General features: G+C 56.7%; 28 protein-coding genes and 2 tRNA genes. 13 read left to right on the forward strand and 17 right to left on the reverse strand.

Annotated elements, in window-relative coordinates; all coding sequences use genetic code 11:
* The first annotated feature begins 12 nt into the window (after nucleotides 1–12).
* The gene (locus E5201_RS07250; RefSeq protein WP_140985397.1) at nucleotides 13–414 is read left to right on the forward strand and encodes a hypothetical protein; all 402 of its coding nucleotides are present in this window, start codon (nucleotides 13–15) and stop codon (nucleotides 412–414) included.
* A 61-nt stretch (nucleotides 415–475) separates the two neighbouring features.
* Entirely contained in the window at nucleotides 476–1108 is a 633-nt protein-coding gene (locus tag E5201_RS07255) for a S24 family peptidase (protein WP_246050465.1), read from the forward strand.
* Between the two features lie 137 nt (nucleotides 1109–1245).
* On the opposite strand, the gene E5201_RS07260 is transcribed toward E5201_RS07255, so the two are convergent.
* The 9 genes from E5201_RS07260 to E5201_RS07300 form a co-directional block, all read right to left on the reverse strand.
* On the reverse strand, nucleotides 1246–3033 hold the full coding sequence (locus E5201_RS07260; RefSeq protein WP_140985398.1) for an acyl-CoA dehydrogenase C-terminal domain-containing protein: 1788 nt from the start codon (nucleotides 3031–3033) through the stop codon (nucleotides 1246–1248).
* Between the two features lie 29 nt (nucleotides 3034–3062).
* A complete protein-coding gene (locus E5201_RS07265; RefSeq protein ID WP_140985399.1) occupies nucleotides 3063–3467 on the reverse strand; it encodes a MerR family transcriptional regulator in 405 nt (134 codons plus the stop codon).
* 314 nt (nucleotides 3468–3781) lie between these two features.
* A tRNA-Pro gene (locus E5201_RS07270) sits at nucleotides 3782–3858 on the reverse strand.
* Between the two features lie 152 nt (nucleotides 3859–4010).
* Nucleotides 4011–5561, reverse strand: a complete 1551-nt coding sequence (gene guaA / locus E5201_RS07275) for a glutamine-hydrolyzing GMP synthase (protein WP_140985400.1) — start codon at nucleotides 5559–5561, stop codon at nucleotides 4011–4013.
* A 2-nt stretch (nucleotides 5562–5563) separates the two neighbouring features.
* Nucleotides 5564–6874, reverse strand: coding sequence for an RsmB/NOP family class I SAM-dependent RNA methyltransferase (locus tag E5201_RS07280; protein ID WP_140985401.1), 1311 nt, complete (start codon nucleotides 6872–6874; stop codon nucleotides 5564–5566).
* Nucleotides 6871–7269: an MAPEG family protein gene (locus tag E5201_RS07285; RefSeq protein ID WP_140985402.1), complete on the reverse strand. Its 399-nt coding sequence runs from the start codon at nucleotides 7267–7269 to the stop codon at nucleotides 6871–6873. Before E5201_RS07285 ends, E5201_RS07280 begins: the two co-directional genes overlap by 4 nt.
* A gap of 12 nt (nucleotides 7270–7281) precedes the next feature.
* On the reverse strand, nucleotides 7282–8739 hold the full coding sequence (guaB, locus tag E5201_RS07290; RefSeq protein WP_140985403.1) for an IMP dehydrogenase: 1458 nt from the start codon (nucleotides 8737–8739) through the stop codon (nucleotides 7282–7284).
* Nucleotides 8740–8853: 114 nt separating this feature from the next.
* Nucleotides 8854–9327, reverse strand: coding sequence for a hypothetical protein (locus E5201_RS07295; protein WP_140985404.1), 474 nt, complete (start codon nucleotides 9325–9327; stop codon nucleotides 8854–8856).
* On the reverse strand, nucleotides 9324–10055 hold the full coding sequence (locus tag E5201_RS07300; protein WP_140986074.1) for an RlmE family RNA methyltransferase: 732 nt from the start codon (nucleotides 10053–10055) through the stop codon (nucleotides 9324–9326). Before E5201_RS07300 ends, E5201_RS07295 begins: the two co-directional genes overlap by 4 nt.
* A 108-nt stretch (nucleotides 10056–10163) precedes the next feature.
* Between E5201_RS07300 and E5201_RS07305 the strand changes: the two genes are divergently transcribed.
* The 3 genes from E5201_RS07305 (at nucleotide 10164) to queA (ending at nucleotide 12252) form a co-directional block, all read left to right on the forward strand.
* The gene (locus tag E5201_RS07305) at nucleotides 10164–10634 is read left to right on the forward strand and encodes a peptidylprolyl isomerase (RefSeq protein ID WP_140985405.1); all 471 of its coding nucleotides are present in this window, start codon (nucleotides 10164–10166) and stop codon (nucleotides 10632–10634) included.
* 123 nt (nucleotides 10635–10757) lie between these two features.
* On the forward strand, nucleotides 10758–11165 hold the full coding sequence (locus E5201_RS07310) for a hypothetical protein (RefSeq protein WP_140985406.1): 408 nt from the start codon (nucleotides 10758–10760) through the stop codon (nucleotides 11163–11165).
* A 31-nt stretch (nucleotides 11166–11196) separates the two neighbouring features.
* A complete protein-coding gene (queA, locus tag E5201_RS07315; RefSeq protein WP_140985407.1) occupies nucleotides 11197–12252 on the forward strand; it encodes a tRNA preQ1(34) S-adenosylmethionine ribosyltransferase-isomerase QueA in 1056 nt (351 codons plus the stop codon).
* Nucleotides 12253–12254: 2 nt separating this feature from the next.
* Here queA and E5201_RS07320 read toward each other — a convergent pair whose 3' ends face one another.
* A complete protein-coding gene (locus E5201_RS07320; RefSeq protein ID WP_140985408.1) occupies nucleotides 12255–13385 on the reverse strand; it encodes a pyridoxal phosphate-dependent aminotransferase in 1131 nt (376 codons plus the stop codon).
* A gap of 79 nt (nucleotides 13386–13464) precedes the next feature.
* On the opposite strand from E5201_RS07320, the gene tgt reads away from it, so the two are divergent.
* Nucleotides 13465–14580, forward strand: coding sequence for a tRNA guanosine(34) transglycosylase Tgt (gene tgt / locus E5201_RS07325; RefSeq protein ID WP_140985409.1), 1116 nt, complete (start codon nucleotides 13465–13467; stop codon nucleotides 14578–14580).
* A 2-nt stretch (nucleotides 14581–14582) separates the two neighbouring features.
* On the opposite strand, the gene E5201_RS07330 is transcribed toward tgt, so the two are convergent.
* The 3 genes from E5201_RS07330 to hspQ all read right to left on the reverse strand — a co-directional run bounded on the left by E5201_RS07330 (nucleotide 14583) and on the right by hspQ (nucleotide 16235).
* Complete coding sequence (locus tag E5201_RS07330; protein ID WP_140985410.1) at nucleotides 14583–15308, reverse strand: hypothetical protein; 726 nt, start codon at nucleotides 15306–15308, stop codon at nucleotides 14583–14585.
* A 259-nt stretch (nucleotides 15309–15567) separates the two neighbouring features.
* Nucleotides 15568–15644, reverse strand: a tRNA-Lys gene (locus tag E5201_RS07335).
* A 219-nt stretch (nucleotides 15645–15863) separates the two neighbouring features.
* The gene (gene hspQ, locus E5201_RS07340) at nucleotides 15864–16235 is read right to left on the reverse strand and encodes a heat shock protein HspQ (RefSeq protein WP_246050466.1); all 372 of its coding nucleotides are present in this window, start codon (nucleotides 16233–16235) and stop codon (nucleotides 15864–15866) included.
* Nucleotides 16236–16559: 324 nt separating this feature from the next.
* Here hspQ and E5201_RS07345 point away from each other — a divergent pair, with 324 nt between their 5' ends.
* A complete protein-coding gene (locus E5201_RS07345) occupies nucleotides 16560–17744 on the forward strand; it encodes a Ppx/GppA phosphatase family protein (RefSeq protein ID WP_140985411.1) in 1185 nt (394 codons plus the stop codon).
* Here the strand turns inward: E5201_RS07345 and E5201_RS07350 are convergent.
* Nucleotides 17741–18511, reverse strand: a complete 771-nt coding sequence (locus E5201_RS07350) for a thiazole synthase (protein ID WP_140985412.1) — start codon at nucleotides 18509–18511, stop codon at nucleotides 17741–17743. The genes E5201_RS07345 and E5201_RS07350 overlap by 4 nt on opposite strands.
* A gap of 158 nt (nucleotides 18512–18669) precedes the next feature.
* Here E5201_RS07350 and E5201_RS07355 point away from each other — a divergent pair, with 158 nt between their 5' ends.
* Nucleotides 18670–18909: an AbrB/MazE/SpoVT family DNA-binding domain-containing protein gene (locus E5201_RS07355; RefSeq protein ID WP_140985413.1), complete on the forward strand. Its 240-nt coding sequence runs from the start codon at nucleotides 18670–18672 to the stop codon at nucleotides 18907–18909.
* 18 nt (nucleotides 18910–18927) lie between these two features.
* On the opposite strand, the gene thiS is transcribed toward E5201_RS07355, so the two are convergent.
* A complete protein-coding gene (thiS, locus tag E5201_RS07360; RefSeq protein ID WP_140985414.1) occupies nucleotides 18928–19149 on the reverse strand; it encodes a sulfur carrier protein ThiS in 222 nt (73 codons plus the stop codon).
* An 87-nt stretch (nucleotides 19150–19236) separates the two neighbouring features.
* On the opposite strand from thiS, the gene aroQ reads away from it, so the two are divergent.
* The 4 genes from aroQ to aat are packed head-to-tail and all read left to right on the forward strand — an operon-like array spanning nucleotide 19237 to nucleotide 22256.
* Nucleotides 19237–19677, forward strand: a complete 441-nt coding sequence (aroQ, locus tag E5201_RS07365) for a type II 3-dehydroquinate dehydratase (RefSeq protein ID WP_140985415.1) — start codon at nucleotides 19237–19239, stop codon at nucleotides 19675–19677.
* 33 nt (nucleotides 19678–19710) lie between these two features.
* Entirely contained in the window at nucleotides 19711–20187 is a 477-nt protein-coding gene (accB, locus tag E5201_RS07370) for an acetyl-CoA carboxylase biotin carboxyl carrier protein (RefSeq protein WP_140985416.1), read from the forward strand.
* A gap of 5 nt (nucleotides 20188–20192) precedes the next feature.
* On the forward strand, nucleotides 20193–21545 hold the full coding sequence (gene accC / locus E5201_RS07375; protein ID WP_140985417.1) for an acetyl-CoA carboxylase biotin carboxylase subunit: 1353 nt from the start codon (nucleotides 20193–20195) through the stop codon (nucleotides 21543–21545).
* A 57-nt stretch (nucleotides 21546–21602) separates the two neighbouring features.
* Complete coding sequence (gene aat, locus E5201_RS07380; protein ID WP_140985418.1) at nucleotides 21603–22256, forward strand: leucyl/phenylalanyl-tRNA--protein transferase; 654 nt, start codon at nucleotides 21603–21605, stop codon at nucleotides 22254–22256.
* Here aat and E5201_RS07385 read toward each other — a convergent pair.
* Complete coding sequence (locus tag E5201_RS07385) at nucleotides 22193–22885, reverse strand: DUF2155 domain-containing protein (protein ID WP_181404563.1); 693 nt, start codon at nucleotides 22883–22885, stop codon at nucleotides 22193–22195. The genes aat and E5201_RS07385 overlap by 64 nt on opposite strands.
* 19 nt (nucleotides 22886–22904) lie before the next feature.
* A complete protein-coding gene (locus E5201_RS07390; protein ID WP_140985420.1) occupies nucleotides 22905–23297 on the reverse strand; it encodes an NADH:ubiquinone oxidoreductase subunit NDUFA12 in 393 nt (130 codons plus the stop codon).
* Nucleotides 23298–23519: 222 nt separating this feature from the next.
* Here E5201_RS07390 and E5201_RS07395 point away from each other — a divergent pair, with 222 nt between their 5' ends.
* Nucleotides 23520–26318, forward strand: coding sequence for a TSCPD domain-containing protein (locus tag E5201_RS07395; RefSeq protein ID WP_140985421.1), 2799 nt, complete (start codon nucleotides 23520–23522; stop codon nucleotides 26316–26318).
* Nucleotides 26319–26340: the final 22 nt, after the last annotated feature.

Here is a 26340-nt window from a genome sequence, read left to right on the forward strand (position 1 = left end):
ACGACTTACATAATGATAGCGCTCGTTTGTCTGCTGGCAGTGATATGGGGCGCGGACCGTGAACGCAAAGGTGCGCTGATCTTTGGTGTCGTGTCAGGCGTAAATATATTTCTGGCAAACAACAGCGGGTATGCGACTGATGGCCTGCTGATATTCACGGCTATAGCTTGCCTGACAGGCTTCGTTGCCCTGTGCTGGAAATCTTCGCATCTCTGGCCCCTGTGGGCCGCTGCGGCGCAGGGCATGGCGATTATGGGGCACGTTCTTCGTCTGACCAATCCCCGGATCACCGCAACCACTGCTGACATAATTCAGCTGATTTCCATCTATATCGTTCTGTTCAGTCTGCTGGCAGGCACCGTTTATGCCGCACGCCACAGAAGCCAAAAGGATAATAGTCCCAATATAGGTTGATTTTCCTATACATAGATTTATTTTCCTCTATTCGGATCAGATCCTCTCACAAGCAAATCACGTGACCCTCACCCATAGCGACATCTGGGCTGCCATAGATGCCCTTGCCCACCGGCTAAATACCACGCCTTCGGGATTGGCGCGCATGGCAGGTCTTGACCCGACCAGCTTCAATAAATCCAAGCGCTTTTCGCCTGAGGCCACCCCGCGACCACGCTGGCCCTCGACCGAAAGTCTGGCCAAACTGCTGGAAGCTACCGCCTTAAGTTTTTCCGATTTTGCCAGCCTGACCGAAAACCGGCACAATGCTAAAGGCATCCCCCTGATCGGTCTGGCGCAGGCCGGTTCCGATGGCCTGTTTGATGATGCCGGTTATCCGCTGGGTCAGGGATGGGATGAAATCCGTTTCCCCGGTCAGAACAGCGGCCTGTATGCGCTTGAAATATCAGGCGATTCCATGCTGCCCCTGTATCGGGACGGCGACCGCATCATTGTCGATCCGCACACACAGAACCTGCGTCGCGGCGACCGCGTTGTCCTAAAAACCGCCGAAGGCGAGGTCATGGCCAAGGAACTGGTGCGTCAATCCGCCTTACAGGTCGAGCTACGCTCCCTGAACCCGCAATTTCCCAACAGGGTCATCGAACGCGCCCAGCTTATATGGATCGCGCGCATTGTCTGGGCCAGCCAATAGGCAGGCCCTCAGGCTCTGCACCCGTTAGACCCGAGGTGTGAAACGCCTTCCATACTGAACTTCCCTCCCCCCTTAACCATGGAAGATTCCCAAGACCTCGGGGCATAGGGGTGCAGGGTCCGCGACCCTGCCCTTGCCTAAAACTCATCTTCGCTGAGGGCGAACAGGTCTTCCGATCCGGCCTTCATGCGCTGCAGGTGCGAATCGATTTCCGGCAGTATGCGCTTAAGGAACACCTGCCCGACCTTAAGTTTAGTGGCATAATAGGGATCGGTATCACCGGCATCGATCTTTTGCTTCGCCGCCTGCGCCATCTGTGCCCACATATAACTCAGGGCCGTCAGACCGAAGATATGCAGATAATCAAGCGACCCCGCCGCCGCCGCGTTCGGGTTTCCCATACCGTTCTGCATCAGCCACATAGTGCCATCGAGTAACTTGGCCTTGGCCGATTTCAGGCCTTCGACAAATTCCGGCACTAGCGATGACGCTTCATGTTCGGCAACATAAGCATCGATCTCTGCAAAGAAACTCATCGGCGCACGACCGCCCTTTGACGGCAGCTTGCGCCCCACCAGATCAAGCGCCTGAACCCCGTTCGTGCCTTCATAGATCAGGGTAATGCGGACATCACGCATATATTGCGATGCTGGAAAATGCTCCGTAAAGCCCGACCCGCCATGCACCTGCATGGAATCCTGTGTGATCTTCAGGCCCTTTTCGGTGAGAAATGCCTTCACCACGGGGGTCAGAAGCCCGACAAAATCATTGGCCTTTTCACGCACTGCCTCATCAGGAGACGATTTGGCCAGATCGGCCTGTAACGCCACCCAAGTCAGAAACGCCCGCCCGCCGTCAATCAACGCACGGCTTTCCAGTAACATCCGGCGCACATCAGGATGAACCAGAATAGGATCAGCGGGCTTATCCGGTGCCTCAGGCCCCGTCAGCGCACGCCCCTGCAAACGATCCTTGGCAAATTCCACCGCCGCCACATGGGCCGCATGACCAATGGCCAGCCCCTGCAAACCAACGCCCAAACGGGCATTATTCATCATGTAGAACATGATCTTGAGGCCTTCATGGGCGTTCCCAAGCAACCAGCCCTTTGCGTCTTCATAGATCATGACGCAGGTAGCATTACCGTGAATGCCCATCTTATGCTCAAGCCCCGCACAATGCAGGCTATTGCGCTCACCGGGGTTACCCTCGGCATCAGGAATGAATTTCGGCACGAGGAACAGGGAAATCCCCTTCACCCCTTCGGGTGCCCCCTCAAGTCGCGCCAGCACCAGATGGCAGATATTGTCGGTAAAATCATGCTCACCGGCACTGATCCAGATTTTCTGACCGGAAACCGCATAGGTGCCGTCGCCATTATCTTTGGCCTTAGACCGCAAAAGCCCCAAATCCGTACCGCAGTGCGGCTCGGTGAGGTTCATGGTTCCCGACCACTCACCGGAAATCAGCTTCGGCAGATAGAGCGCCTTCAACGCATCCGTTCCCCCCGCCGTCAGGGCGGCAATGGCCCCGTCCGTCAGCCCCGGATACATGGCAAAGGCCGAACTGGCACCGGTCAGCATTTCCGAAAACGCCATATTCACATAGTGTGGCAGGCCCTGCCCGCCATAGTCCGCATCCCCCCCCAGCGCGGGCCAGCCCGCCTCAACCATCTGCCGGTAGGCTTCCTTGTAACCCTTGGGCGCGGTAACCGAATGGTCGGCATGAAGCGTACAGCCTTCCTTGTCACCGGAAGCATTCAGCGGCGCGACCACCTCTTCGGTGAACTTTGCCGCTTCCTCAAGAATGGCTGAAACCACATCGGATGACGCCTCCTCAAACCCTTTGAGATTATTATATTGCTCGACCTGAAACACATCGTTGAACAGGAACTGGTAATCACGCACGGGGGCTTTGTAGGTCATCTTAAGGTCCTATGTTTTCAGGCGCTTCTTCAGGCAGGGCTTCCGGTATTCGCGGCTTCGTAAGCGGCGATTTCGCCTTCCATCCACTCACAGCCCTCGGTCATGTCGCGGATAGCCTGATCTATGTCTTCACGCTGGCGTTTCAGAGTTTCAATCTGGCTGTGATATTTGGCAACCGTGGCCCGCATCTGGGCGACACCACGGTCTTCACGGTTATAGAGATCAAGGATTTCATGGATTTCCACCAGAGAAAACCCCATGCGCTTGCCACGCAAAATGATCTTGAGGCGCGCGCGATCGCGGGCCGAATAGATACGCGTCTGCCCCTTGCGCTCAGGCGATATCAGGTTCTTATCCTCATAAAAACGTAAGGCACGCGCCGTAACCCCGAACTCCTTGGAAAGCTGGCGGATAGTGTAGCTTCGGGCATCCATATGAGACTCCCTGTGTCCTGAGGCGGCGTCCTTTTGGATAAGGACACGCAATTGACGTTTACGTAAACGTACAACCGCCCCCATCAGGCGTCAAGCGATGAGCACTGGCTTCAGCAAAACGTTACCAAGGGGAAGATAAGACGTGCGCCGGAAACAGGATTGGCTATGCTTACGCTCCGCCGCGTCTGCGCGTAAATAGTATGCTGACGCATACTATTTACCTGCTTGTCGTCGAACCTTTCACGGTTCGAATACATGACGCCAGATTTTAATCAAAAAAGGGATGCCTTTAGGGCATCCCTTTTTTGATTAAATGGTCGGGGAAACAGGATTCGAACCTGCGACCCCCTGCTCCCGAAGCAGGTGCGCTACCAGGCTGCGCCACTCCCCGAACCGGAACCATATCCATATGGAGTATGGAGAAGCGCTGTTTAGCCAAAGGCCCAACGGAAAACAAGTCTGATAGCGATAAATTCCACTTCTGACATAGTCCTCGCGACCATTTATCGGTGCATTAACTGCCCAATTATACCGGACGCCAAATTATTCCCACTCGATGGTGCCGGGGGGCTTTGAGGTTACGTCATAGACGACGCGGTTGACCCCTCTCACCTCGTTGACGATGCGGGTGGCGCAACGGCCAAGCACCGCCCACGGGAACTCATAGAAGTCTGCCGTCATACCATCGGATGACGTCACGGCCCGAAGCGCCAGAACGTCCTCATAGGTGCGCGCATCCCCCATTACGCCTACGGTTTTCACCGGCAGAAGCACAGCAAAGGCCTGCCAGATGTCGTTATACAGACCGGCCTTACGGATTTCATCCAGATAGATGGCGTCGGCATCCTGAAGGGTTTTGACCTTCTCAGGGGTGACTTCGCCAGGGATGCGGATCGCCAGACCCGGCCCGGGGAACGGATGACGACCGACAAAGGCGGCATCAAGGCCCAGTTCACGCCCAAGAGCGCGGACTTCATCCTTGAACAACTCGCGCAAAGGCTCAACCAGCTTCAGCTTCATATAGTCAGGCAGACCGCCGACATTGTGGTGGCTCTTGATGACCGTCGAGGGCCCGCCATGCGGCGACACACTTTCGACGACGTCCGGATAGAGCGTCCCTTGTGCAAGGAACTCCGCGCCGTCGATTTTCGCAGCTTCTTCGTCGAACACTTCGATGAACAGGCGACCAATGGTCTTGCGCTTTTTCTCAGGGTCAAATTCCCCCTTAAGCGCGCTCAGGAACTTGTCCTGCGCCTGAACGTGTATCAGGGGGATGTTATAGTGGTCACGGAACAGGGAAACGACCTGCTCGCCTTCGTTCTTACGCAGAAGGCCGGTATCAACAAACACACAGGTCAGTTGCTCGCCAATGGCTTCGTGGATCAGAACCGCCGCAACTGACGAATCCACACCACCCGACAGGCCACAGATCACACGGCCAGAGCCGACCTGAGCGCGGATTTTCTCAATGGCTTCCTGACGGAACGCGGCCATCGTCCAGTCGCCGGTCAGGCCCGCCACCTCAAACAGGAAGTTTTTGATAATCTGCGTACCGTTTTTCGTATGCACCACTTCGGGGTGGAACTGAACGGCGTAGAAACCGCGGTCTTCGTCGGCAATAGCGGCAAAAGGCGCACCTTCCGAAGTCGCGATAACCTTGAAGCCTTCGGGGATCGAGGTCACACGGTCGCCGTGGCTCATCCAGACGGTTTCGGTCTGACCAACCGATGCCAGACCTTTGAACAAAGGTGTATCAGCGGTGATGCTGATTTCCGCGCGGCCAAATTCGCGGTCATGGCCGCTTTCGACCTTACCGCCCAGAAGGTCACAGATAAGCTGCTCACCATAGCAGATACCGAAAACCGGCACTCCCAGTGTAAACAAGGCCTTATCGATCTTTGGTCCCTGATCAACGACGCTGTGCGGGCTGCCCGACAGGATAACCGCCTTGGGCGCTACGTTCTTCAGCGCCTCTTCGGCCTTGGTGAACGGGTGGATTTCGCAATAGACGCCGCATTCACGCACGCGACGGGCAATGAGCTGCGTCACTTGCGATCCGAAATCGATAATCAGGACTTTTTCATGGGGCGACATGATCAGGCTTTCTTCCTATAGAGCGCGACAAAGAAACCATCGGTGTTAGAGGTTTCCGGCGACAGGCGCAAACGGTGGCCACCTTGCGACAGCCAACCCAGCGCCTCTGCCCCTTGTGGGGTGATGTGGGGATTATTCAGCGCCTCAATGAGCGGACGCGGTGTAAATTCGGGGTGAGCGGCTTCGAACCGATCTGCTGTTTCTTCGTTCTCATCCGGCAGGATGGAACAGGTGGCATAGGCGAGCATACCGCCGGGCTTCACCAGCTTTGCGGCACGCGCCAGAATGGCCGATTGCAACTCATGCAGGCGGCGCACCTCGGTTTCCTCGAGGCGATGCGCGGTTTCGGGCCTGCGGCGCCAGACACCGGAACCGGAACAGGGCGCATCGACCAGCACCAGATCGGCCTGATTTTCAAGGTCCTCAAGGCCCTCACCTTCGGGGCCAAGCTGACGTAAATCCGCCTCAAGACCGGCACGGTTCAGGCGTGGTTTGATATTGTTCAGACGGGTCTTTTCGACATCCGAAGCAATTAGCCTGCCGGATACTTCCCCATTGGCACCGCTCATGGCCTGAAGCAGGGCAAGCGTCTTGCCCCCGCCACCGGCGCAATAGTCAACAATGGTCATGCCCGGCTGTGCCCCCGCCAGAAAACCGGCCAGTTGCGAACCTTCGTCCTGAATTTCGATCGTCCCCTGACGGAAGGCTGGAAGCGCACGCACATTGGGCGGCGGATCAGCAGGCAGGCGGATGCCATGGGCAGAAAAGGGCGTTGGCTCAGCCTTATAGCCAAGCATTTTCAGGCCCTCGATCAGCGATGTCCGATCACCATTTACCCGAAGATCAATCGGCGCGCGCGGCAGCATCAGAGCCTCGGCCTCTTTGAGCCATCCACCTTCACCATAAACCGCCTTCAGTCGCTCGACGACAAAGGCAGGCAGACCGGACTCAAGCCATTCAGGGGCCTCTCCGACACCGGCCTCAAGTCGCTTGCGCTCTGCAACGGATAATTTTTGCGGCGCATAGCCTTCGCCGGTATAGAGCGCATCGATTTCCTCAAGCGTCACGCCATCAAGGAAATGCAGCGCCCCCAGCACCAGCGCCCGACCGGAACCGTTGTCCATTGCAAAAGACAAGCGTTCGCGTGCACGGGTAGCCTGATAGACCTTATCGGCAATGGCACGGCGATCCTTGGAACCAGCATAGCGGTTGTTCCGCCCCCAGTCTTTGAGGATTTCCTCAGCCGGTCGGCGCGAATTTTTCAACAGATCAAGGATATCGGCAGCAGCTTGCAGGCGGGCAGCAGGGGTCAAAGGGCACTCCCGATCACAGAAACAGCTACCAGCCCTATCCCCACGAGCGAGACCAGATAGCACGGGCTGCGCAACTTAGTCCCCGCCCCATAGGCCGGAAAATACAACAGACGCGCCCCCAGATAAAGCCATGCACCCCATTGCGACAGGGTGTCGGAATGTCCGACAATCGCCGTCACGACGATCAGGGCGGCGATAAACGGAAAGGTTTCCAGATAGTTCTGATAGGCCCGACGTAGACGCGCGGGCACAGGCCCCAGATCAAACGGCGTGTCGCGCGGGCTAGCATTCCATTCCCAATAGCCTTTTTGCGTCATGGGTGACGCTGCAGCGACCAGAATCTGTATCAGACCCCAGATCGCCGCCAGAACCAGTACCCATAGTTCCTGCGTCATGTGCCTGTTCCTTTATTGGCGATAGTTCGGGGCTTCGCGGGTGATCATCACGTCGTGGACATGACTTTCACGCAGGCCCGCATTAGTGATGCGCACAAATCTGGCGCGCTTCTGGAACTCAGGCAGGGTCGGAGCACCGACATAGCCCATTGAGGCCCGCAGACCGCCCACAAGCTGATGCAGAACCGGCGCGATCGGGCCTTTGTAGGGCACCTGACCTTCAATGCCTTCCGGCACCAGCTTCATCGAATCCTGCACGTCCTTCTGGAAGTAACGGTCCGCAGAGCCGCGCGCCATAGCCCCAACCGAGCCCATGCCACGATAGGATTTGTACGAACGGCCCTGATAGAGGATAACTTCGCCAGGCGCCTCTTCGGTACCGGCGAACATTGACCCCAGCATAGCGGTCGAAGCACCGGCGGCCAGCGCCTTGGCCAGATCACCAGAGAACTTGATACCGCCGTCAGCAATTATCGGCACGCCTGTCCCTTCGGCGGCACGTACGCTGTCAACGATTGCCGTCAACTGAGGCACGCCCACACCGGCAATCATGCGCGTCGTACAGATGGAGCCCGGCCCGATACCGACCTTAACACCGTCTGCGCCCGCATCGATCAGGGCGCGGGTCGCCTCATAGGTCGCCACATTACCGGCCACGATCTGCGTGTTGGGGAATTCTTTTTTCAAACGAAGTACCGCCTGAGATACCAGTGACGAATGACCATGCGCGGTGTCGATCACCACCACGTCCACACCGGCTTCGATCAGGGCGACAGAGCGCTCATAACCGGCGTCACCCACCGTCGAAGCCGCGCCGGCCAGAAGCCGTCCGGCCTCATCACGGGCCGCCAGAGGATAGGCCTGTGCCTTTTCGATGTCCTTAACGGTATAAAGGCCGATGGCACGATAGGCGTCATCAACAACAATGATACGTTCAATGCGGTGTTTGGCCATCAGGCCACGGGCCACAGATGGGTCAGCCCCCTGCGTCAGGGTAATGAGGTTTTCCCGCGTCATCAGTTCGGATGCCGTCTTGGAACCGTCGGATTCGAAACGAATATCGCGGTGAGTCAGCATACCCACAAGCTTGTTGGTGTCGCGTTCGACCACCGGAAAGCCTGAGATATTGCGGCGGGCCACAATGTCACGCACTTCATTAAGCGTTGTATCCGGATGGATCGTCACCGGATTGATGACCATGCCCGATTCATAACGCTTCACTTCGCGGATTTCGTCGGCCTGACGTTCGATGCTGAGATTGCGGTGAATAATCCCCAGACCACCGGCCTGCGCCATAGCGACCGCCAGACGCGCTTCGGTCACCGTATCCATCGCTGAGGATACCAGCGGGATGTTCAGGTTGATCGTGCGGGTAAAGCGGGTTTTCGTGTCGACTTCAGTCGGAACGACCTCTGAGGGGCCGGGTTCCAGCAAAACGTCGTCGAAGGTTAAGCCTTCGCGTATCTCCATCGGGGACTCTCCATTTTGCGGGTTGTCACTAGGCTAAACTGCCCGCCACGTAAAGGGCATGGATCTACTTTTTGCAGGAAAATATTGTTTCAGACCTGATCCGAACCTTCACGATTATCCGCGCTTTTTGACGCTGCGTAAGCGCTTAACATTGGCCGAGGTACGTTTGCGTACTGGCTTGAGCGCCTTTCCGGTCAGGTGCGCCGTCTCCCCCGACAGTTTTGACACCTGACGGGCCCCGTTAAACAGGCTCTGATTCAGGGCTGCCTGATGCGTAAGATATTCAGACGGCGTGCGGCTCATGGAGAGCGACAGGGCATCCTGACCGATATCCAGTGCCGTTTTAAGGGTCTGCTGGCCAAGACGCCGCTGGATATCCATCCAGTACAGGCCCATGCCCGTAAAGGATTCTGTGGCAGCTTCGATTTTTTCCTGCCCCATCAGCATCATCTCGGCGGGCGTTGATTTCGCCTCCGCGATCTGCCCCAAACGGCATTCAATGACCTCGGCAGAATCAAACATCATCCGGCTGGTACGTTCGGCAACATTCCACCAGAGAAAAAACGGACGGCTAAAATCTGAACTCAAGACGGTCCCTTATCCTTGTAACCCAGCGCCACGACATATAGCTCGGAAGAATCAGCGCGGCTGGCCTTCGGCTTAAAGTGCTTGACCTCTCTGAAATGCGTTTTCAGCGTCAGCAAGATATCCTTGGTTTCACCGCCCTGAAACGCCTTGGTGACAAAGGTGCCACCCGGTTTCAGATTACGCAGGGCAAAATCAACCGCAATTTCAATCAGGCCAACGATCTTAAGGTGATCGGTCTGCTTATGGCCAATCGTATTATGCGCCATATCGGATAAGACCACATCGGGCTTTTCGCCCATGAGCGCTTCAAGCTGCTCGGCAATTTTCGGATCAGTGAAATCGCCCTCGATCAGATCCGCACCGGCAATCGGATCAACTGGCAACAGGTCAATACCGACCACATGCGTCGCCCCGCGCTTAAGGGCGACCTGCACCCACCCGCCGGGCGCACAACCAAGGTCAACAACGCGTGAGCCTTTTTTAAACAGGCGGTGCTGATCGTCAATTTCCATGATCTTAAAGGCGGCACGTGAGCGCCAACCTTCGGCCTTGGCCTTTTGTACAAACGGGTCATTTAGCTGACGCTCAAGCCATTTGGCCGAGGATTGCGTTCGGCGTTTGGCCGTTTTGACGGCCGTATGGCCCTTGGCACGGCTGGTTGCCTCACCACCGGTGGGCGGTTTTACCATCTTGCGGCGCGGGAGATCATTCAGGTCTTCGTTACTCATCCGCTCACTATAGCTGATTTTTGCGCAGGGCATGGCTTTATTTTTTTGAAATCTGCGCCTCGTTCCCGTACATACCCCTTACCCTTTTCCCTTTTGTGGAGACATTTCATGTCCGAAGACCTCGAAAACACATTGATCCTGACACTCGAAGGCGGGCCCGTAACCATTAAGCTGCGCCCCGATCTGGCCCCTAACCACGTGGCCCGCATCAAGGAACTGGCACGCGAAGGCTTTTATGATGGCATCGTCTTCCACCGCGTGATTCCGGGCTTCATGGCTCAGGGTGGCGATCCTCAGGGTCAGGGCTTTGGCGGCTCAAGCAAGCCAAACCTGAAAGCCGAATTTTCACGCGAACCGCACGTGCGCGGCGTCTGCTCGATGGCGCGTTCGCAGAACCCTGACTCGGCCAACAGCCAGTTCTTCATCTGCTTTGATGATGCCCGCTTCCTTGATGGCCAGTATACGGTCTGGGGTGAAGTCATCGAAGGCATGGATCATGTCGATGCCCTGCCTAAGGGCGAACCACCCCGTAGCCCCGGCAAGATCGTATCCATGAAGGTCGCTGCTGACGCTGAATAAAAAGCTATCAGGGCGGGCTTTTGCAACAAAGTGCAACCCATTAAGGCTTTTCTTAACTATCATATGTCATACGATAGATAGAAAACGTTTCAGTTGTTGTACAGAGAGCCAGAGCCCGCCCCTATGCGTCCGCGCCTTAGCTTCAATATTGATGACTCTCAAAAACTGGTGGTTATCCGATATATCGGGAACCTTCCGGGGCATGAGATCGTGGAAGCCCTGTCGGCCAATCTGAAATCCATGGACGCGCCATGGCTTTATGACATGGTATTTGACATGCGGCGTTTCGAAGGCTTTGTCCCCTTTGAAGAACTTACCTTACTGGCCATGAACTGGGCCGAAATCGCCAAGGGCCGAGACAAGGGCCGCAAGGTGGCCATCATCAGCGAAGACCCGCTGGTTCAGGCCCGCTTTTCCGCCTACAGACAAGAATTTCCCACCCGCGAATTTCGCGTATTCAAGGATTTCGGCGAGACCTCGGCCTGGATTTCCGGTGCCGCCGCCCATGAGACCCCGTCTTTAGCCTCTTGATTTTTACGTGCATCTCGCTTCTTAAGCGGTGATGCTTGTCTCAGATTTCGATTTTCACCTTCCTGAAGATTTAATTGCCCTGCGCCCTATGGTGCCGCGGGAAGCGGCACGCCTTTTGGTCGTCGATGGCGTAAAAGGCCGACGCGACCTGAGCGTGGGGGATCTGCCCGCGCTTTTACGCGCCGGTGACATGCTTGTGCTCAATAATACGCGCGTCCTGCCGACCCAGCTTAAGGGTATGCGTCATCGTGACGGGCAGGATGCAGGCTTTGAGGCCACCCTGATCAAATCCCTTGATGGCCAAAGTTGGGAGGCCTTCCTTAAGCCCGGTCGCAAGATACGTCAGGGTGACAGTGTGCGGTTTGGTGACACCGATCCCCTGACCGCTATCGTCACCGATAAGGGCGAAGACGGAATCTACGTCCTGCGGTTTGATCAGTCGCCCGCTGATCTGATCAACGGCCTGCATCGGCTGGGCGGCATGCCCCTGCCCCCCTATATCCGTTCCAAACGCCGTGAAGATGCGCAGGATCTGAACGATTATCAGACGGTTTTCGCCCGCACCGAAGGTTCAGTGGCGGCACCTACGGCGGGACTGCATTTCACGCCGGAATTGCTGGAAAAACTGGCCAATATGGGCGTCCTGACCGAGGAAATCACCCTGCATGTCGGCGCAGGCACCTTCCTGCCTGTAAAGGTTGACGACACCAAAGACCACAAGATGCATGCTGAGTTTGGCATCATTACCCCTGACTCTGCGGCCCGCATCAATGCGGCACGTGCCGCAGGTGGCCGCATTATCTGTGTCGGCACCACGGCATTGCGGTTGCTGGAAAGCGCCTGTGACGATCAGCGGGTCATTCACCCCTTTGCCGCAGAAACCGCGATCTTCATCACACCGGGTGTTAAGGTCAGGTCAGCGGATATATTGTGGACCAACTTCCACCTGCCGAAATCGACCCTGTTTATGCTGGTTTCCGCCTTTGCCGGCACCGAGGCCATGAAGGCCGCCTATGCGCACGCGATTGAAAACCGCTACCGCTTTTTCTCCTATGGCGATGCCTGTTTTCTGACTAATCGGTCATAGATTCAGCTGTAAGCCTGAAACCACGGCACCATGCGTTCAATGGCTTCCTCAACCTGAGGCATGGAGACGGCAAAGCTGAAGCGGATAAAATGCGTGCCGTCGACGGGATCAAAATCTATGCCGGGGGCCGTACAGACGCCGGTCTCCTGCAACAGTTGCTTACAGAAAGACAGGCTGTCATGGCTTAGATGGCTGATGTCGGCATAGACATAAAAGGCCCCGTCCGGCGGGGCGATCTGCTTCAGGCCAAGGCGCGGTAAGGCCTCAAGCAAAATCTGCCGGTTACGGCGATAGGTATCGACATGGCCCTCAAGTTCCTCACGACACCCCAATGCCGCAAGGCCTGCATGCTGGCTTAGGGAAGGTGCCGTCAGAAACATGTTCCCCACATAGGCGCGGGCCACCGCGACGTGGGATTCCGGTGCCAGACACCACCCCAGACGCCAGCCGACCATGCTGAAATATTTGGAAAAGCTGCTGATCACCCAAGCCTCAGGCGCATATTCCAAAAGCGAATGCGCGGGGTCAGCATAGCTCAGGCCGTGATATATTTCGTCCGAGACGATCTGAATGCCGCGTTCCCGACAAACCGTGACAATGGCCTTAAGCTCATCCGGCGCGATGATCGTACCGGTCGGATTGGCAGGACTGGCGATAATCACGCCGTCCGGTGCAGGATCAAGTGCCGCCAGCGCATCCGCCGTCAACTGATAACGCACTTCAGGCCCGCAACCGATTTCAACCGGCGTCATATTGAGCGCTTTCAGGACATTTCGATAGGCCACATAGCCGGGTCTTGCCAGAGCTATGCGCGCACCGGCCTTAAATCCGGCACTTAAGGCCAGCACAAGTGCCGGTGAGGCCCCGCAGGTCAGAATAAAGCGCTCCGGATCAACTTGAATGCCATAGCTATCGGCGTAATAGCGCGCCAGCCCCTGCTTGAGCATGGGGCTTTCCCAATAGCCCATAGCCTCAGAATCCAGAACGCGATGCGCCACATCGATGGCGTCTTTGGGCGCACCGGTTGACGGCTGACCGAACTCCATATGGATTATGGATCGCCCCTGCGCCTTGAGGTCATGGGCAAGACGGCTGATTTCAATGGTGTAAAACGGGGCAATGTCCTGCGTCATAGGGGCCTTATACGCCTTTCGCCCTTTAGCACCAGTGCCCAGTCTTTACGTGCCGCTCCAAGCCCGCTATGAGGCGCGCATGGCACGCTTTCCTTTTGAAATCACCGCTTCCGATGGCCAGGCCCGCACCGGAGTCCTGAAAACGCCGCGCGGCGATATACCGACCCCGATCTTTATGCCCGTTGGCACCGCCGCCACGGTTAAGGCATTGACGCTCGATATGGTGCGTCAGGCTAATGCCAAGATCATCCTTGGCAATACCTATCACCTGATGCTGCGCCCGACGGCGGAGCGGGTGAAACGTCTGGGGGGGCTGCATAAATTCATGGGCTGGGACGGGCCGATCCTGACCGATTCCGGCGGCTTTCAGGTCATGAGCCTGTCGCAGATTTCCAAGGTCACCGAAGAGGCGGTCACCTTCCGCAGCCATCTGGATGGCTCAAAACATATCCTATCGCCGGAGCGCTCGATTGAAATTCAGGCTGACCTGTTAGGGTCTGATATCGTCATGCAGCTTGATGAGTGCGTGTCATGGCCTGCCGAAGAAGCCCGCGCCCAGAAAGCGTTGCAGCTTTCGGCCCGCTGGGGTCTGCGTTCCAAACAGGCGTTTGGCGAACGCGACACTCAGGCCCTGTTCGGTATTCAGCAGGGATCAACCTTTGAAGCCCTGCGTCGCGAATCGACCGACCGTCTGCTTGAGGTCGGCTTTGACGGTTATGCGATTGGTGGTCTGGCGGTCGGTGAAGGCCATGAGGCCATGTGTGAGACGCTTGATTATTCCGCGCCCATTCTGCCGTGGGATCGTCCGCGCTATCTGATGGGGGTCGGCAAGCCGATTGATCTGGTCGAAGCCGTCGCACGCGGCGTCGATATGTTCGACTGCGTCTTGCCGACCCGTTCCGGCCGTCATGGTCAGGTGTGGACATGGGACGGGCCGATCAACATCAAAAACGCCCGCTTTGCCGAGGACGATACACCGCTGGATGCCAACAGTGATTGTCCGGCCAGCCGCGACTATTCCAAGGCCTATCTGCATCATCTGGTGCGTGCCGAGGAAATTCTGGGGCAGATGCTGCTGAGCTGGCACAATATCGCCTTCTTTCAGGCCCTGATGATCAGCATGCGTCAGGCGATTGCCGAAGGCCGTTTTGAAGCCTTCCGCAAGGATTTCCGCGCACGTCACCTGAAGGCCTAGCCTTACTTCTTACGCGGTGCTGGCTTTTTCGTTGGGGCAGGTATCGCCGGAGCTGGAACTTCGGCCTTTACCGTCTCAGCGGTCGGAACAAACCACGATGGTGCCGCTGGCGGCGCACAATTTTTGTGCATGCCTATGCCTTTGAGGTAGGCTCGACGCACATGACCGGCATCCACGGCCTTTTCATAGGCCCTGTGGTGCTTTTCGGCACCCGAGAGCCTGCGTATAACGCTGCGGTAGGGAATAATGTCGGTGGCGGCACCACGTACCGCATCCAGCGTATACTTCGAGGCCATCTGACCGCCGCGTTCGGTATAGGTGTCGATTTCGTTCGGCGCAGGCGGTTCATCAAAATCCGGCCCCAGAACCGCATCAAGCTGCCTGACTTCGGCGGCCATTTCCTCACACTGATATAGCCCGCCGAGGTCATAGGTATTGGCTACGGCCCGCAAAAGCACAGGCGGGATTTCCTTACGCTTGAGATTGAGGTCCACCAAGGGTGCGGAAACCGCATCGCTAAAACCGCCCCTGACATCACCGGCGCTTTTTCTTACCGTTTCGGTGAATGAGGCATCGTCGTCTTCGACCTTGGGATCACCTGCATCGACCGGATGAGACTCAACCATGTTGACGCGATCAGGTTTACTGGCGCAGGCCCCCAGGCTCATACAGATAAGACCGGACATAGCGCCTGCCCATAGTCTCCATTGCCGGTTCACCTTACGCATACGACCCCTCCGGTACCCAAAAATTCATCTTAATCTTAAAACCATATATTCAAACAGCTTATTTCGGATATCCGAAATATCCGAACCAGAGCCCCTCGAATACGTCATAGGGGCCACAGGATTGTGTCCGTCTTATGGTATCAAAATTCAATGTCGCTTTGAGATCGCGCCCGTTCGCACAGCCGTGACAAAGCTATGCTGATTTATGGTATTGACGTCGCTTTTTGGGCAAAAAAAACTCACCAATCTTTTGAAAGATTGGTGAGCCCGCTGGGACTCGAACCCAGGACCCTCTGATTAAAAGTCAGATGCTCTAGCCGACTGAGCTACGGGCTCAATTGAAACTAATCAATTGTTTCAACCACTTACAGACAAGTGAGAATTTGATCAAGCATTATTTTGCCAAATCCGCTCTCAAATGCTCCGTGGCTGTCTCTGTCTTTGGGATATATCCGAACGCAGTCAGACTGCTCTCAAAGAGAGATGCGGGCATCTACATAAATACGAACCATCGTGTCAACCATTAGTTCCGATCAACCCACAATCATCTTAGGATCAATTGGCCAGGCGCCCCTTAGGCAGGTAACGTCCGTTTTCAAAACGGTCAAATATAAGACCGGTTTGCGGATGGCGCAGCGGCTCACCCGTAGTGTCGGCGCTGAGGTTGGCTTCCGAGGCATAGGCGACATAGCATTCCTCACCATTTTCAGCCAGCAGATGATAAAACGGCTGGTTTTTATCCGGCCTTACAGATGCGGGAATAGCCTGCCACCACTCTTCCGCATTGGCAAAGGTCGGGTCGACATCAAAGATCACAGCGCGAAAATCAAACAAGCGGTGCCGGACGACCTGACCGATAACGAATCGCGCGGCGCGCATTGACGGGTCTGATGACGGGTTCATAGATATATCACCGACGTGTTGCATGCGTATCCCCCCAACAGAAGCCCCTGTCAGCACACAGGGACTCGATTGAAGCTATTTGTAACGGCTTATGGCCATTACGCCATTACCCTTCCCCCTTTAGTTGATCCTTATCCAGAGGAATTTACATCGTCAGGCGAGAGCCGCGTCCCCGCCCGCGCTCCGTAGCCATAATTCCGGAGCTGTTTTTTTACAGATTGTCCGGAATATCTCAGGGGCTTGCTTACAAAAGGCTTTTCATCCCCCCCTGCCCCTATTAGGGTGAACGCAACTTGCGATAAGCTTTTCAGCGTGTCGCTTCCATTATTAATAAGCGGTATGAGCCACATGCGTAAGGCTCCCTCAACTCAGGCTGGCCAGCCAGCCCGCCAGGCCGTCAGACGGTCTGGACCATCGCGCCCTGCGCAGGCCACAGCCGTGTCCGGTGGCATCACACCAGATCACGCCCCTCTGTATGCGGCGCTTGATCTGGGCACCAACAACTGCCGCCTGATGATTGCCGCCTATGCTAACGGTCAGTTTCGCATCATCGAGGCCTTTTCGCGCATTGTCAGGCTGGGGGAAGGCCTGTCGCAAAATGGGCAGCTTCAGGAGCGCGCCATTGAACGCGCCGTGGCCGCCCTGAAAATCTGCGCCGAGAAAATCACCCGCCGTCAGGTCGTCAAGGTCAGGGCCGTCGCCACGCAGGCCTGTCGCATTGCCCGTAATGGTCAGGCATTTATTCGCCGCGTTGAGGCTGAAACGGGTCTGAAACTACAACTGATCACGCCTGAGGAAGAAGCGCGCCTGTCTGTGATTGGCTGCGCCTCATTACTTGATGCCCCGGCCAAGGCGGCGATTGTGCTGGATGTCGGAGGCGGCTCAACGGAAATATCATGGGTCGAACTGGAAAAACACAAAGCCCCTGAAGGTGCGCCACCCATAAGAGGCGCAAGATACGGGCTGAATGTATCCAGCCGTCCGCCGGTGCCGAAATACTGGATTTCCATCCCCACAGGGGTCGTCAGTCTGGCGGAACGATTCCCAGAACCGGCGAACGGCGACAAACAGGTCTGGTTCGACACCATGACTGCCGATGTCGAATCGGCCCTGTCTTCGTTTAAGGCCCCCGAGGCGCTGAGACCGCACTTTGACGCACAGGATGCCTATATTGTCGGCACGTCGGGCGCGATTACGTCGCTGGCCGGTCTGCATCTGCGGCTTGAACGCTATGACCGCTCACGCGTCGATGGCCTGTGGATGAGCGACACCGAATGCAGTGATGTCATTGAGCGCCTGCTGATCATGGGGCCTGAAGGACGCGAAGCCGAAGCCTGTATCGGGCGTGACCGTGCGGATTTGGTTCTCGCGGGCGCAGCTATTTTGCAGGCCGTGCAGAATCTCTGGCCTTGTCAGCGCTTAAGGGTCGCGGATCGCGGCTTACGCGAAGGGCTTTTGCTGTCTATGGTGCGCAAGAAGCCCCGCCGCCGCAGACGCGGCAAGCGGAAACCTGCGGTACGAGCCGAAGCCTAAATCAGGCCCGCGAGAGGCGAAGACGGATCAGCGTAGAGCTTTTTCGGCATACGACCGGCCAGATAGGCTTCACGACCGGCGATGACGGCGTGCTTCATAGCGACGGCCATGCGAATCGGGTCCTTAGCCTCGGCAATGGCGGTGTTCATCAATATGGCGTCACAGCCAAGCTCCATGCCCACGGCGGCATCCGAAGCCGTGCCAACTCCGGCATCCACGAGCACCGGCACCTTGGCATTTTCAATAATGATGCGCAGCGTCACGCGGTTCTGGATGCCCAGCCCCGACCCGATCGGCGCGCCCAAAGGCATGATGGCGCAGGCCCCCGCCTCCTCAAGCTTTTTGGCATAGACCGGATCGTCCGAACAATAGACCATGACGTCGAAACCGTCCTTGACCAGCAGCTTAAGCGAGCGCAGGGTTTCTTCCATATCCGGATAAAGCGTTTTGGGGTCGGACAAAACCTCAAGCTTGACCAGATTCCAGCCTCCGGCCTCACGCGCCAGACGCAGGGTACGCACTGCATCCTCACCGGTAAAGCAGCCTGCCGTATTGGGCAGATAGGTAAAACGATCCTGTTTGACATAGTCCATCAGCATCGGCTGGTTCGGGTCAGACAGGTTAACGCGGCGCACGGCTACAGTGACGATTTCCGCGCCTGAGGCCTCAGCGGCAGCGGCGTTTTGCGCATAATCCTTATACTTACCCGTTCCCACTATCAGACGTGATGTGAATGTTCGACCCGCTACGCTCCAGCTATCGCTCATGATTTGAAAATCCTGTGACTTATATCTGACGTCTCATATAGCCCCTTGGGCAATGATGACCAGCCTAAAACCACCCAAAGCGACAAGCTGACACATCTGGCCCGTCGCGTTTGGGCATGCTATGCAAAACCAACAGCTATAAAAAAGTGAGGAACCAAATGAAAGTCATCAGACAGGGCGATCAGTTAGCCGTTATCTTATCCGAAGATATCATCAATACCCTGAATATTCACGAAGGTGATGATATTGACCTCAGTGTCACGGACACCCGCGGCCTGACCCTGACACCTGCCGCCGGCACGGAGCAATGGCTGGAAAACCTGCCGAGTTTTACCAATCTCAATCCGGGCGGATTTGACTATTACCGCGCCAATCCGCACGACGAGAGCAAGTCGTAGGCGATTAGCCGCCCCGAATTATCCCCCGCCGACGAAATGAACAACCTCAATGCGGTCGCTTTCAAGAATCGGAGTGGTGTCATAGGCTGATTTCGGAACGATCTCGAGGTTACGCTCGACGGCGACCTTGCGACCATCCAGCCCGATAGACTCTAATAACTGCCGCACAGTGGTCACCGTGACCTCGACAGACTCGCCATTCAGCAGAATTTTCGCTGTTTTTGTGTCAATTTCAGACATGAGCTTCGCTTTTTGCACCCTTTAGCTTGTGAGCGACGGCAACAGGCGATAAAAGACCGCTTTTTACTGGTTGCGCGCTGAGGATAGATGTCCAAGCCCATATATGTCCTTAATGGCCCAAATCTCAACCTGCTTGGGGTGCGGGAACCGGAAATTTATGGCCACACGACCCTTGAGGACATCAAGGCGCGGTGTGAAACGCTGGCAGCTTCCAAAAACACATCCGTGGTGTTTCGCCAGACCAACCACGAAGGCCAGCTTATCGACTGGGTTCAGGAAGCGCGTACCGAAGCGTCATTCCTGATCATCAATCCGGCTGGCTATACCCACACATCCGTGGCCCTGCTTGATGCCCTAAAGGCCCTGAGCATACCGGTCATCGAATGCCATCTGTCCAATCCCCATGCCCGTGAACCTTTCCGTCGTCACTCCTATGTGTCGCAAGCGGCTAAGGCAGTTGTCGCCGGTTTCGGGGCCATCGGTTATGAACTCGCTATTGACGCAGGCCTTCGCCTGTTAGATCAGTAACTTACACGCCTTTATATTTCTCAGGGTACATGCATGTCGTCTAACAAAGGTAATTCCATCGATCCCGACCTGATTCGCAAGCTGGCGGACATCCTCAAGGAAACCGAACTGAGCGAAATCGAAGTCGAACAGGACGACCTGAAAATCCGTGTGGCCCGTCAACTGACGGCGGCACCGGCAGCCGTTTATGCGGCCGCTCCTGCCCCTGTGGCAGCGCCTGCGGCGGCCCCTGTGGCTGCGGCTGAGGCCGCTCCGGCAGTTACACCTGCCGCCGCGAAGGACGCGGTGAAATCGCCTATGGTCGGCACGGTCTATCTGGCACCTCAGCCGGGCGCGGCCAACTTCATCAAGGTCGGTGATCGCGTTAAGGCCGGTCAGACGCTTCTGATCATCGAAGCCATGAAGACCATGAACCCCATTCCGTCACCGAAAGACGGCGTGGTGGCTGAAATCCTCGTCTCCGACGCCCAGCCGGTTGAATTTGGCGCACCTCTGATCGCTTTCGAGTAAGCCGAATGTTTGAAAAGATTCTTATTGCCAACCGTGGCGAGATCGCTTTGCGCGTTATCCGCGCCTGTAAGGAAATGGGCATCGCCACCGTGGCCGTCCATTCCGAGGCCGACCGTAACGCGCTGCATGTGCATCTGGCAGACGAAAGCGTCTGTATCGGGCCTGCACCGGCATCCAAGTCTTACCTGAACATCCCGTCGATCATTGCCGCCGCCGAAATCACCGGTGCGCAGGCCGTGCACCCGGGTTATGGCTTTTTGTCGGAAAATGCCCGCTTTGCCGAAATCATCGGCGCGCACGGCCTGACCTTTATTGGTCCGAAGCCTGAGCATATCCGCCTGATGGGCGACAAGATTACGGCCAAACAGGCCTCGAAAGATTCCGGCATCCCCGTAGTTCCCGGTTCTGACGGTGGTGTGGCCACGGTTGAAGAAGCCATTGAGGCAGCCAAATCCATCGGCTTCCCGCTGATCATTAAGGCCGCTGCCGGTGGTGGTGGTCGCGGCATGAAGGTCGCCAAGGATGCGGACTCTCTGGCCGAAGCGGTCATGAGCGCCCAGTCCGAAGCCGCTGCCGCCTTTGGTGACGGCACGGTCTATATGGAGCGCTATCTCCAGAAGCCGCGCCACATTGAAATTCAGGTCATCGCCGACAGCCACGGCAATGTCGTACATCTGGGTGAACGCGACTGCTCACTGCAACGTCGCCACCAGAAGGTACTTGAAGAAGCCCCCTCGCCCGCCATTGATGCCGACGCCCGCTCAAAGATCGGCAACATCGTTGTCGAGGCGATGAAAAAGATTGGTTACCTCGGGGTTGGCACGATCGAGTTCCTGTATGAAGACGGTGAGTTCTTCTTTATCGAGATGAACACCCGCCTTCAGGTCGAGCATCCGGTGACTGAATTCATCACCGGCGTTGACCTTGTACGCGAACAGATTCGCATCGCCGCTGGCCTGCCCCTGTCGTTTACGCAGGAAGATATCGACTTCAAAGGGCACTCGATCGAAGTCCGTATCAATGCGGAAAATGCCCGTACCTTTGTACCCTCCCCCGGCACGGTCACCGATTTCCACGCTCCCGGCGGGCTTGGGGTGCGCATCGATTCGGCGGTCTATAATGGCTATGCCATTCCGCCCTATTACGATTCCATGATCGGCAAGCTGATCGTGCACGGTCGTGACCGGCCCGAAGCTTTGGCCCGCCTTAAGCGTGCGCTTCAGGAAACGGTTATTACGGGTATTGAAACCACTATCCCGCTGTTCCTTGACCTTCTGAATGAAAAAGACATCCAGAACGGGGATTACAATATCCACTGGTTGGAAAACTGGATTAAGGCACAGACAGCAGGGGCTTAGGGCAATGGACAGGGCCTTCTACCTCGGGTCAATCGGGTGCGGGGGCTAAGCCCCTGCATGGCTGAGAGTTTTACCCTTGATGATCTTATCGCGGCGTATCGCACCGGCATCTTCCCGATGTCGGATGCCCGCGATGACGACTATCTGTTTCTGGTCGACCCGCCCATGCGCGGGATATTACCGCTGGATGGTTTTCACATCCCTTCGCGTCTGAAGCGCACGGTGGCCAGAGATGATTACACCGTCAAAATCGACACAGCCTTTACACAGATCATTGAACTGTGTGCCGAAGAAGCGGCTGACCGGGACAATACCTGGATTAGCCATCCTATTCAGTCGCTTTATGAGGCCCTGTTCGCCCGTGGTCTGGCCCATAGCGTTGAGGTCTGGGACGGCGAAACCTTAATGGGCGGGCTTTATGGCGTGGCCATTGGCGGGGCTTTTTTCGGCGAAAGCATGGTGTCACGCGCCCGCGATGTGTCAAAAATCGCGCTGGTGCATCTGGTGGCGCGGCTGAAGGCCGGGGGTTACCGACTGCTCGATTGTCAGTTTCAGACGGACCACCTTAAACAGTTCGGTGTAATTGAAATTCCGCGTGACGATTACCGGTTTCTGCTGGCTAACGCGCTGGAAACCGAAGGCGATTTCTATTCCTTACCGGCCACAGTCACCGGCAAGGGCGCCCTGCAGGCCACCACCCAGGCATCATAGGCCGGATGCTCAAACGGATTCAGCCCCGGTGACGAGGCATAGGACCAGCCCTGAAATACCTGACGCGGTTTGGGGATTACCCCCGCTGCTGACGGAGCCGGATTGGTGCGCACCTCAAGATAGGCCATGGCATCCGACATGGGTTCTTCCGGGGCGCTGGTTTCACAGGCTTTCACCGTAAAAACAAGGCCTTTGTAGCGCACGGATTTCCCGACCTTGACCTCAAACCGCATAGTCTCAGCGGTCACCTTATCGAGGGCCTGAATGACCGCAGAGCCATAGCGAATGCGCTTTTCCGGCGGCGGCGGAGGGGCTTTGGGGGTTTCCGGCTTTTCTGCAGCCGCAGACGCGGCCGACGCATCCGGACGATCCGGCGTCACATAGGGCGTGCCGCCCGGCGACACAGAGGTCGCTGAACCCGTAGCAGGGGCTGATGGCTGAGACGGTGTATTGGATGAGGCCTGAGACGGCTGCGCCGGTTTCTGGGCATCCGGCACAAACGGACGATATTCCACGCCGTCAATATAATAGACCTCAGAATCGTTATTCTGACCCGCATTCTGAGCATATAGCGGAAGGGCAAGGGCCGTTGCCCCCGCCAGCAGCAGCGCCGATTTTACAACCGTCATCCGCATCCGTGCCATGTGCTTACGGCTTCCACGCTTCGTAATCGCCGCTCGACTTCTGACGCTCGGCTTCGGCGTTCAGTGACCCCTTGGGGAAACGGGCAAACGGTGTGCCGGAAAAATTCGGCAGGTGCGGCTTTTCCCATGCTTTTTTCGGCAGGGCAGCTTCGGTCGGCGTATCGTCGTACATATAGTGCATCCAGCCGTGCCAGTCGGGCGGGATCTTCGAGGCGTCGGCATAGCCCTTATAGATGACAAAGCGACGCTTCTTGTCGCCATAGCTTTCTTTCAGGGTACGGGCTTCGTAATACTTGTTGCCGAACTCATCGGTGCCCACGTGGTTGGCGGAACGAAAAATGGTCCACAGCGTCCCTAAGGTCGCGCCGTTCCACCAGGTGAATGCCTTATCCAACACGGGTTTTTTCCCTTAAAACACTAGATATCAGGCCGCTTGTAAGTCCAAAACGCCCCCAAGGCAAGCCAAAGACGCAAGCAATACCACGGGATAAACGCCGCGGCATACAATCAACATATTGTGGATCAAATTCACACGCACCACCAGATTTATTGCGCAAAAGGCAATTAACCCTTAAACTGATGATAATATGGCGGTGCCCCACAGGAGCCTTGAAGAAAAATGCGCAGCGATTCTTATCTTCCTGCCTCAGATTTCGCACAGCAACTGAACCTCAACCTGTCGCCGGAAGTGCGTGAGATTGAACGCCTGGGGCATTTTGAAACGATTCTCTGCCCGCGTGACTGGACGCAGGCGCAGGCCGAAGCCTGGCTTGACTGGGCGTCCGCCCTGCCCGCCGATTTACCTCAGGGTACGGATAAGGACGCTCACGCCCCTGACGCCTTCAGCGATATATTCGAAGGGGCCATTGATGCCTATGTAAGCCGTCTGAGCGCCTGGGGAAAGGCGCTCGGCTACTTCACAGACGCCCCTGAGGCCAGCCATTTCTGGCGTGAACTCAGGGCGTCTCTGCTGCTGGGTTTCGCCGCACCGGCACAAAGCCTGCGCGGCGGCCACCGGTTACATCCACTAGCCGAAGACCAGTTACCGGAACCGACCGAAAGCCGGTTTCTGGCGCTTGATGATCATGCGACTACGGCGGCCCTGCATAATCTTCTGGTGACGGCGCGTTCCGAAACCATCGCCAAGGCCGCCTCTGATCAGCTTCATGCCGCCCTGTCCGATATATCCGCCGCCATTGCCCGCACAGACGGGCCGCAACGCCTGAGCTTGCAACACAATCCGGCTCTGGCCCGTGCCGCCCTTAAGGCCCGTAAACTTGGGGCCACCGATTCACTCATTCAGCTGACCATTCAGTCAAGCCGCAATCTCGGTGAAGACACGCCCCTGCCCGACTGGTCGCAAAAACACGTCACCCCTGAGAGTGCCGCTTCGGCACCAACCATTGTCACGGCCGCGCGGGACATGATTGCCGCCGGTGATCCGTCTGCGCGTCTGGCGGCGCAGACCGCTTTTGAAAGCGGGCGTTTATGGCTTTGTTTTGATCCTCAGGCCGCCGAAGCGCTTGAGGCCAGCCTCATGGCCCCGCGTGCCGCTATCAACGCCTATGCGTTTCTGACAGATGACGGCTTTGACATCGACGGCTTCAGCGCCTGTGTGCGTCTGTGGACCATTGCCCTCGATATTGAGGCGTCGATTGCCTATAGCGCCTCGCACACCGCCGCCGCCCTTCTGAAGCGTCAACGGCCTCTGGCCCTGACCATAGCCGGTCTGAGTGATTGCCTGATGGCGCAGAACCTGAGCTATGGCCATGCAGACGGGATCGACTTTGCCACAAGCCTGATGGCCCTGATGAATAGCGAATGCCTGCTGACCTCGGCGCATCTGGCGGTGCGGCTTGGGGCCTGTAAGGGCTTTAGTTCTGAGCGCGACCATTACCTTCATGGCCTGTCGCAAAAACCCTATCGGCTTGGCGCACTCAAAGGCTCCGGCCAGATCAAGGCGCATTGCCTGACGGCAGCGCAGGAAACCCTGAAACTGGCCAAAGCGACCGGCCTGCGCAACACCCAGATTGCCGCCCTGTTTGCCGACGAAGACCTGAGCTTACGTATCGGTCGCCCTTTAGGCGATGCCCCGGTCACAAGGCTTACGGCGACGCTGGAGAGCGAAGACGTCGCAGAAGTGCGCATCCTGCATGATGCAGTGCGCAAGGCCGTGAGCGATACAGACACGCTCGATAGACTGCGCCTGCATGTTCTGGGTAGCCGCAGCCTCTATGATGCGCCGCATATCAACGCTCAAAGCCTCAAGGCCAGGGGTTTGAGCGAGGTTGAAATCGGTCAGGTTGATGCCGCCCTGACAACCGCTTTCAATTTGCAATCAGCTTTTTCAACCGCTGTGCTTGATGCCGATTTCATAAAGGATATCTGGGGCATAGATGATGAGGCTCTTGAGGCACCCGATTTCAGCCTCCTGAGCCTGATGGGCTTTGAGCCTGAGGCAATCGCCGCCGCCGAAGCCCATATCTTCGGACATGACACTATTGAAGGCCTTGAGCTCGACAGCGGTCTTAAGGCGGTTCTGTCGCCGCCGTCGCTTAAGATGCGCCTGCATATGCGTCAGGCCCTTGAGGCCTTTACAGGTGCCCCCGCCTCTGTGCCCATCAGGCTTAACGGGGATCAGACGCCTACGGATGCCCTCAAGCTTATGGCACTGGCCGCTGCCGAAGGTCTCGGGGCCGTCAGTTTTGTCCATAGACCGGCACCGGTGAACCAGCCACTCGATATTCCTGAATTTGAAGACGCACCGAAACGGAGTCTGCCCGAGGCCACGCACCCTGCCGAACCGGTGCAAAAGATTGTCGAAAAAATTGTCGAACGCGACCGCAGCCGTCAGAAACTGCCTGACCGGCGTAAGGGCTACATCCAGAAAGCCAGTGTCGGCGGCCATAAGGTCTATATCCATACCGGCGAATATGACGACGGTGCATTGGGCGAAATCTTCATCGATATGCACAAGGAAGGCGCGGCCTTCCGATCGCTGATGAACAATTTCGCCATCGCCGTATCGATTGGCCTGCAATATGGCGTGCCGCTCGATGAATTTGTCGATGCCTTTGTCTTTACGCGCTTTGAGCCAGCAGGCCCCGTATCGGGTAATGACTCGATCAAATCCGCCACTTCGATTCTTGACTATATTTTCCGTGAACTGGCCATTTCCTATATGGGCCGCGACGATCTGGCCAATGCCGATCCCGATGCGCTCAATGCCGATGGTCTGGGGCAGGGTCACGGAAGCGGCCTTAAGGAGGAAGGTGACGGCGAAGCCATGGCCGCCTCACAGTTCATTTCCAAAGGCTTTATGCGCGGGCAACCGGACAATCTGGTCGTTGTCCCCTTCAACCGCAAACCGGAAACGCCCCGCGAGCCAGACCACCTTAACGAAGCCAATAACGAGTAACCGCGCACCGGACGGTAGCCTA

This window comes from Asticcacaulis tiandongensis (assembly GCF_006475605.1).
GTDB lineage: Bacteria > Pseudomonadota > Alphaproteobacteria > Caulobacterales > Caulobacteraceae > Asticcacaulis > Asticcacaulis tiandongensis.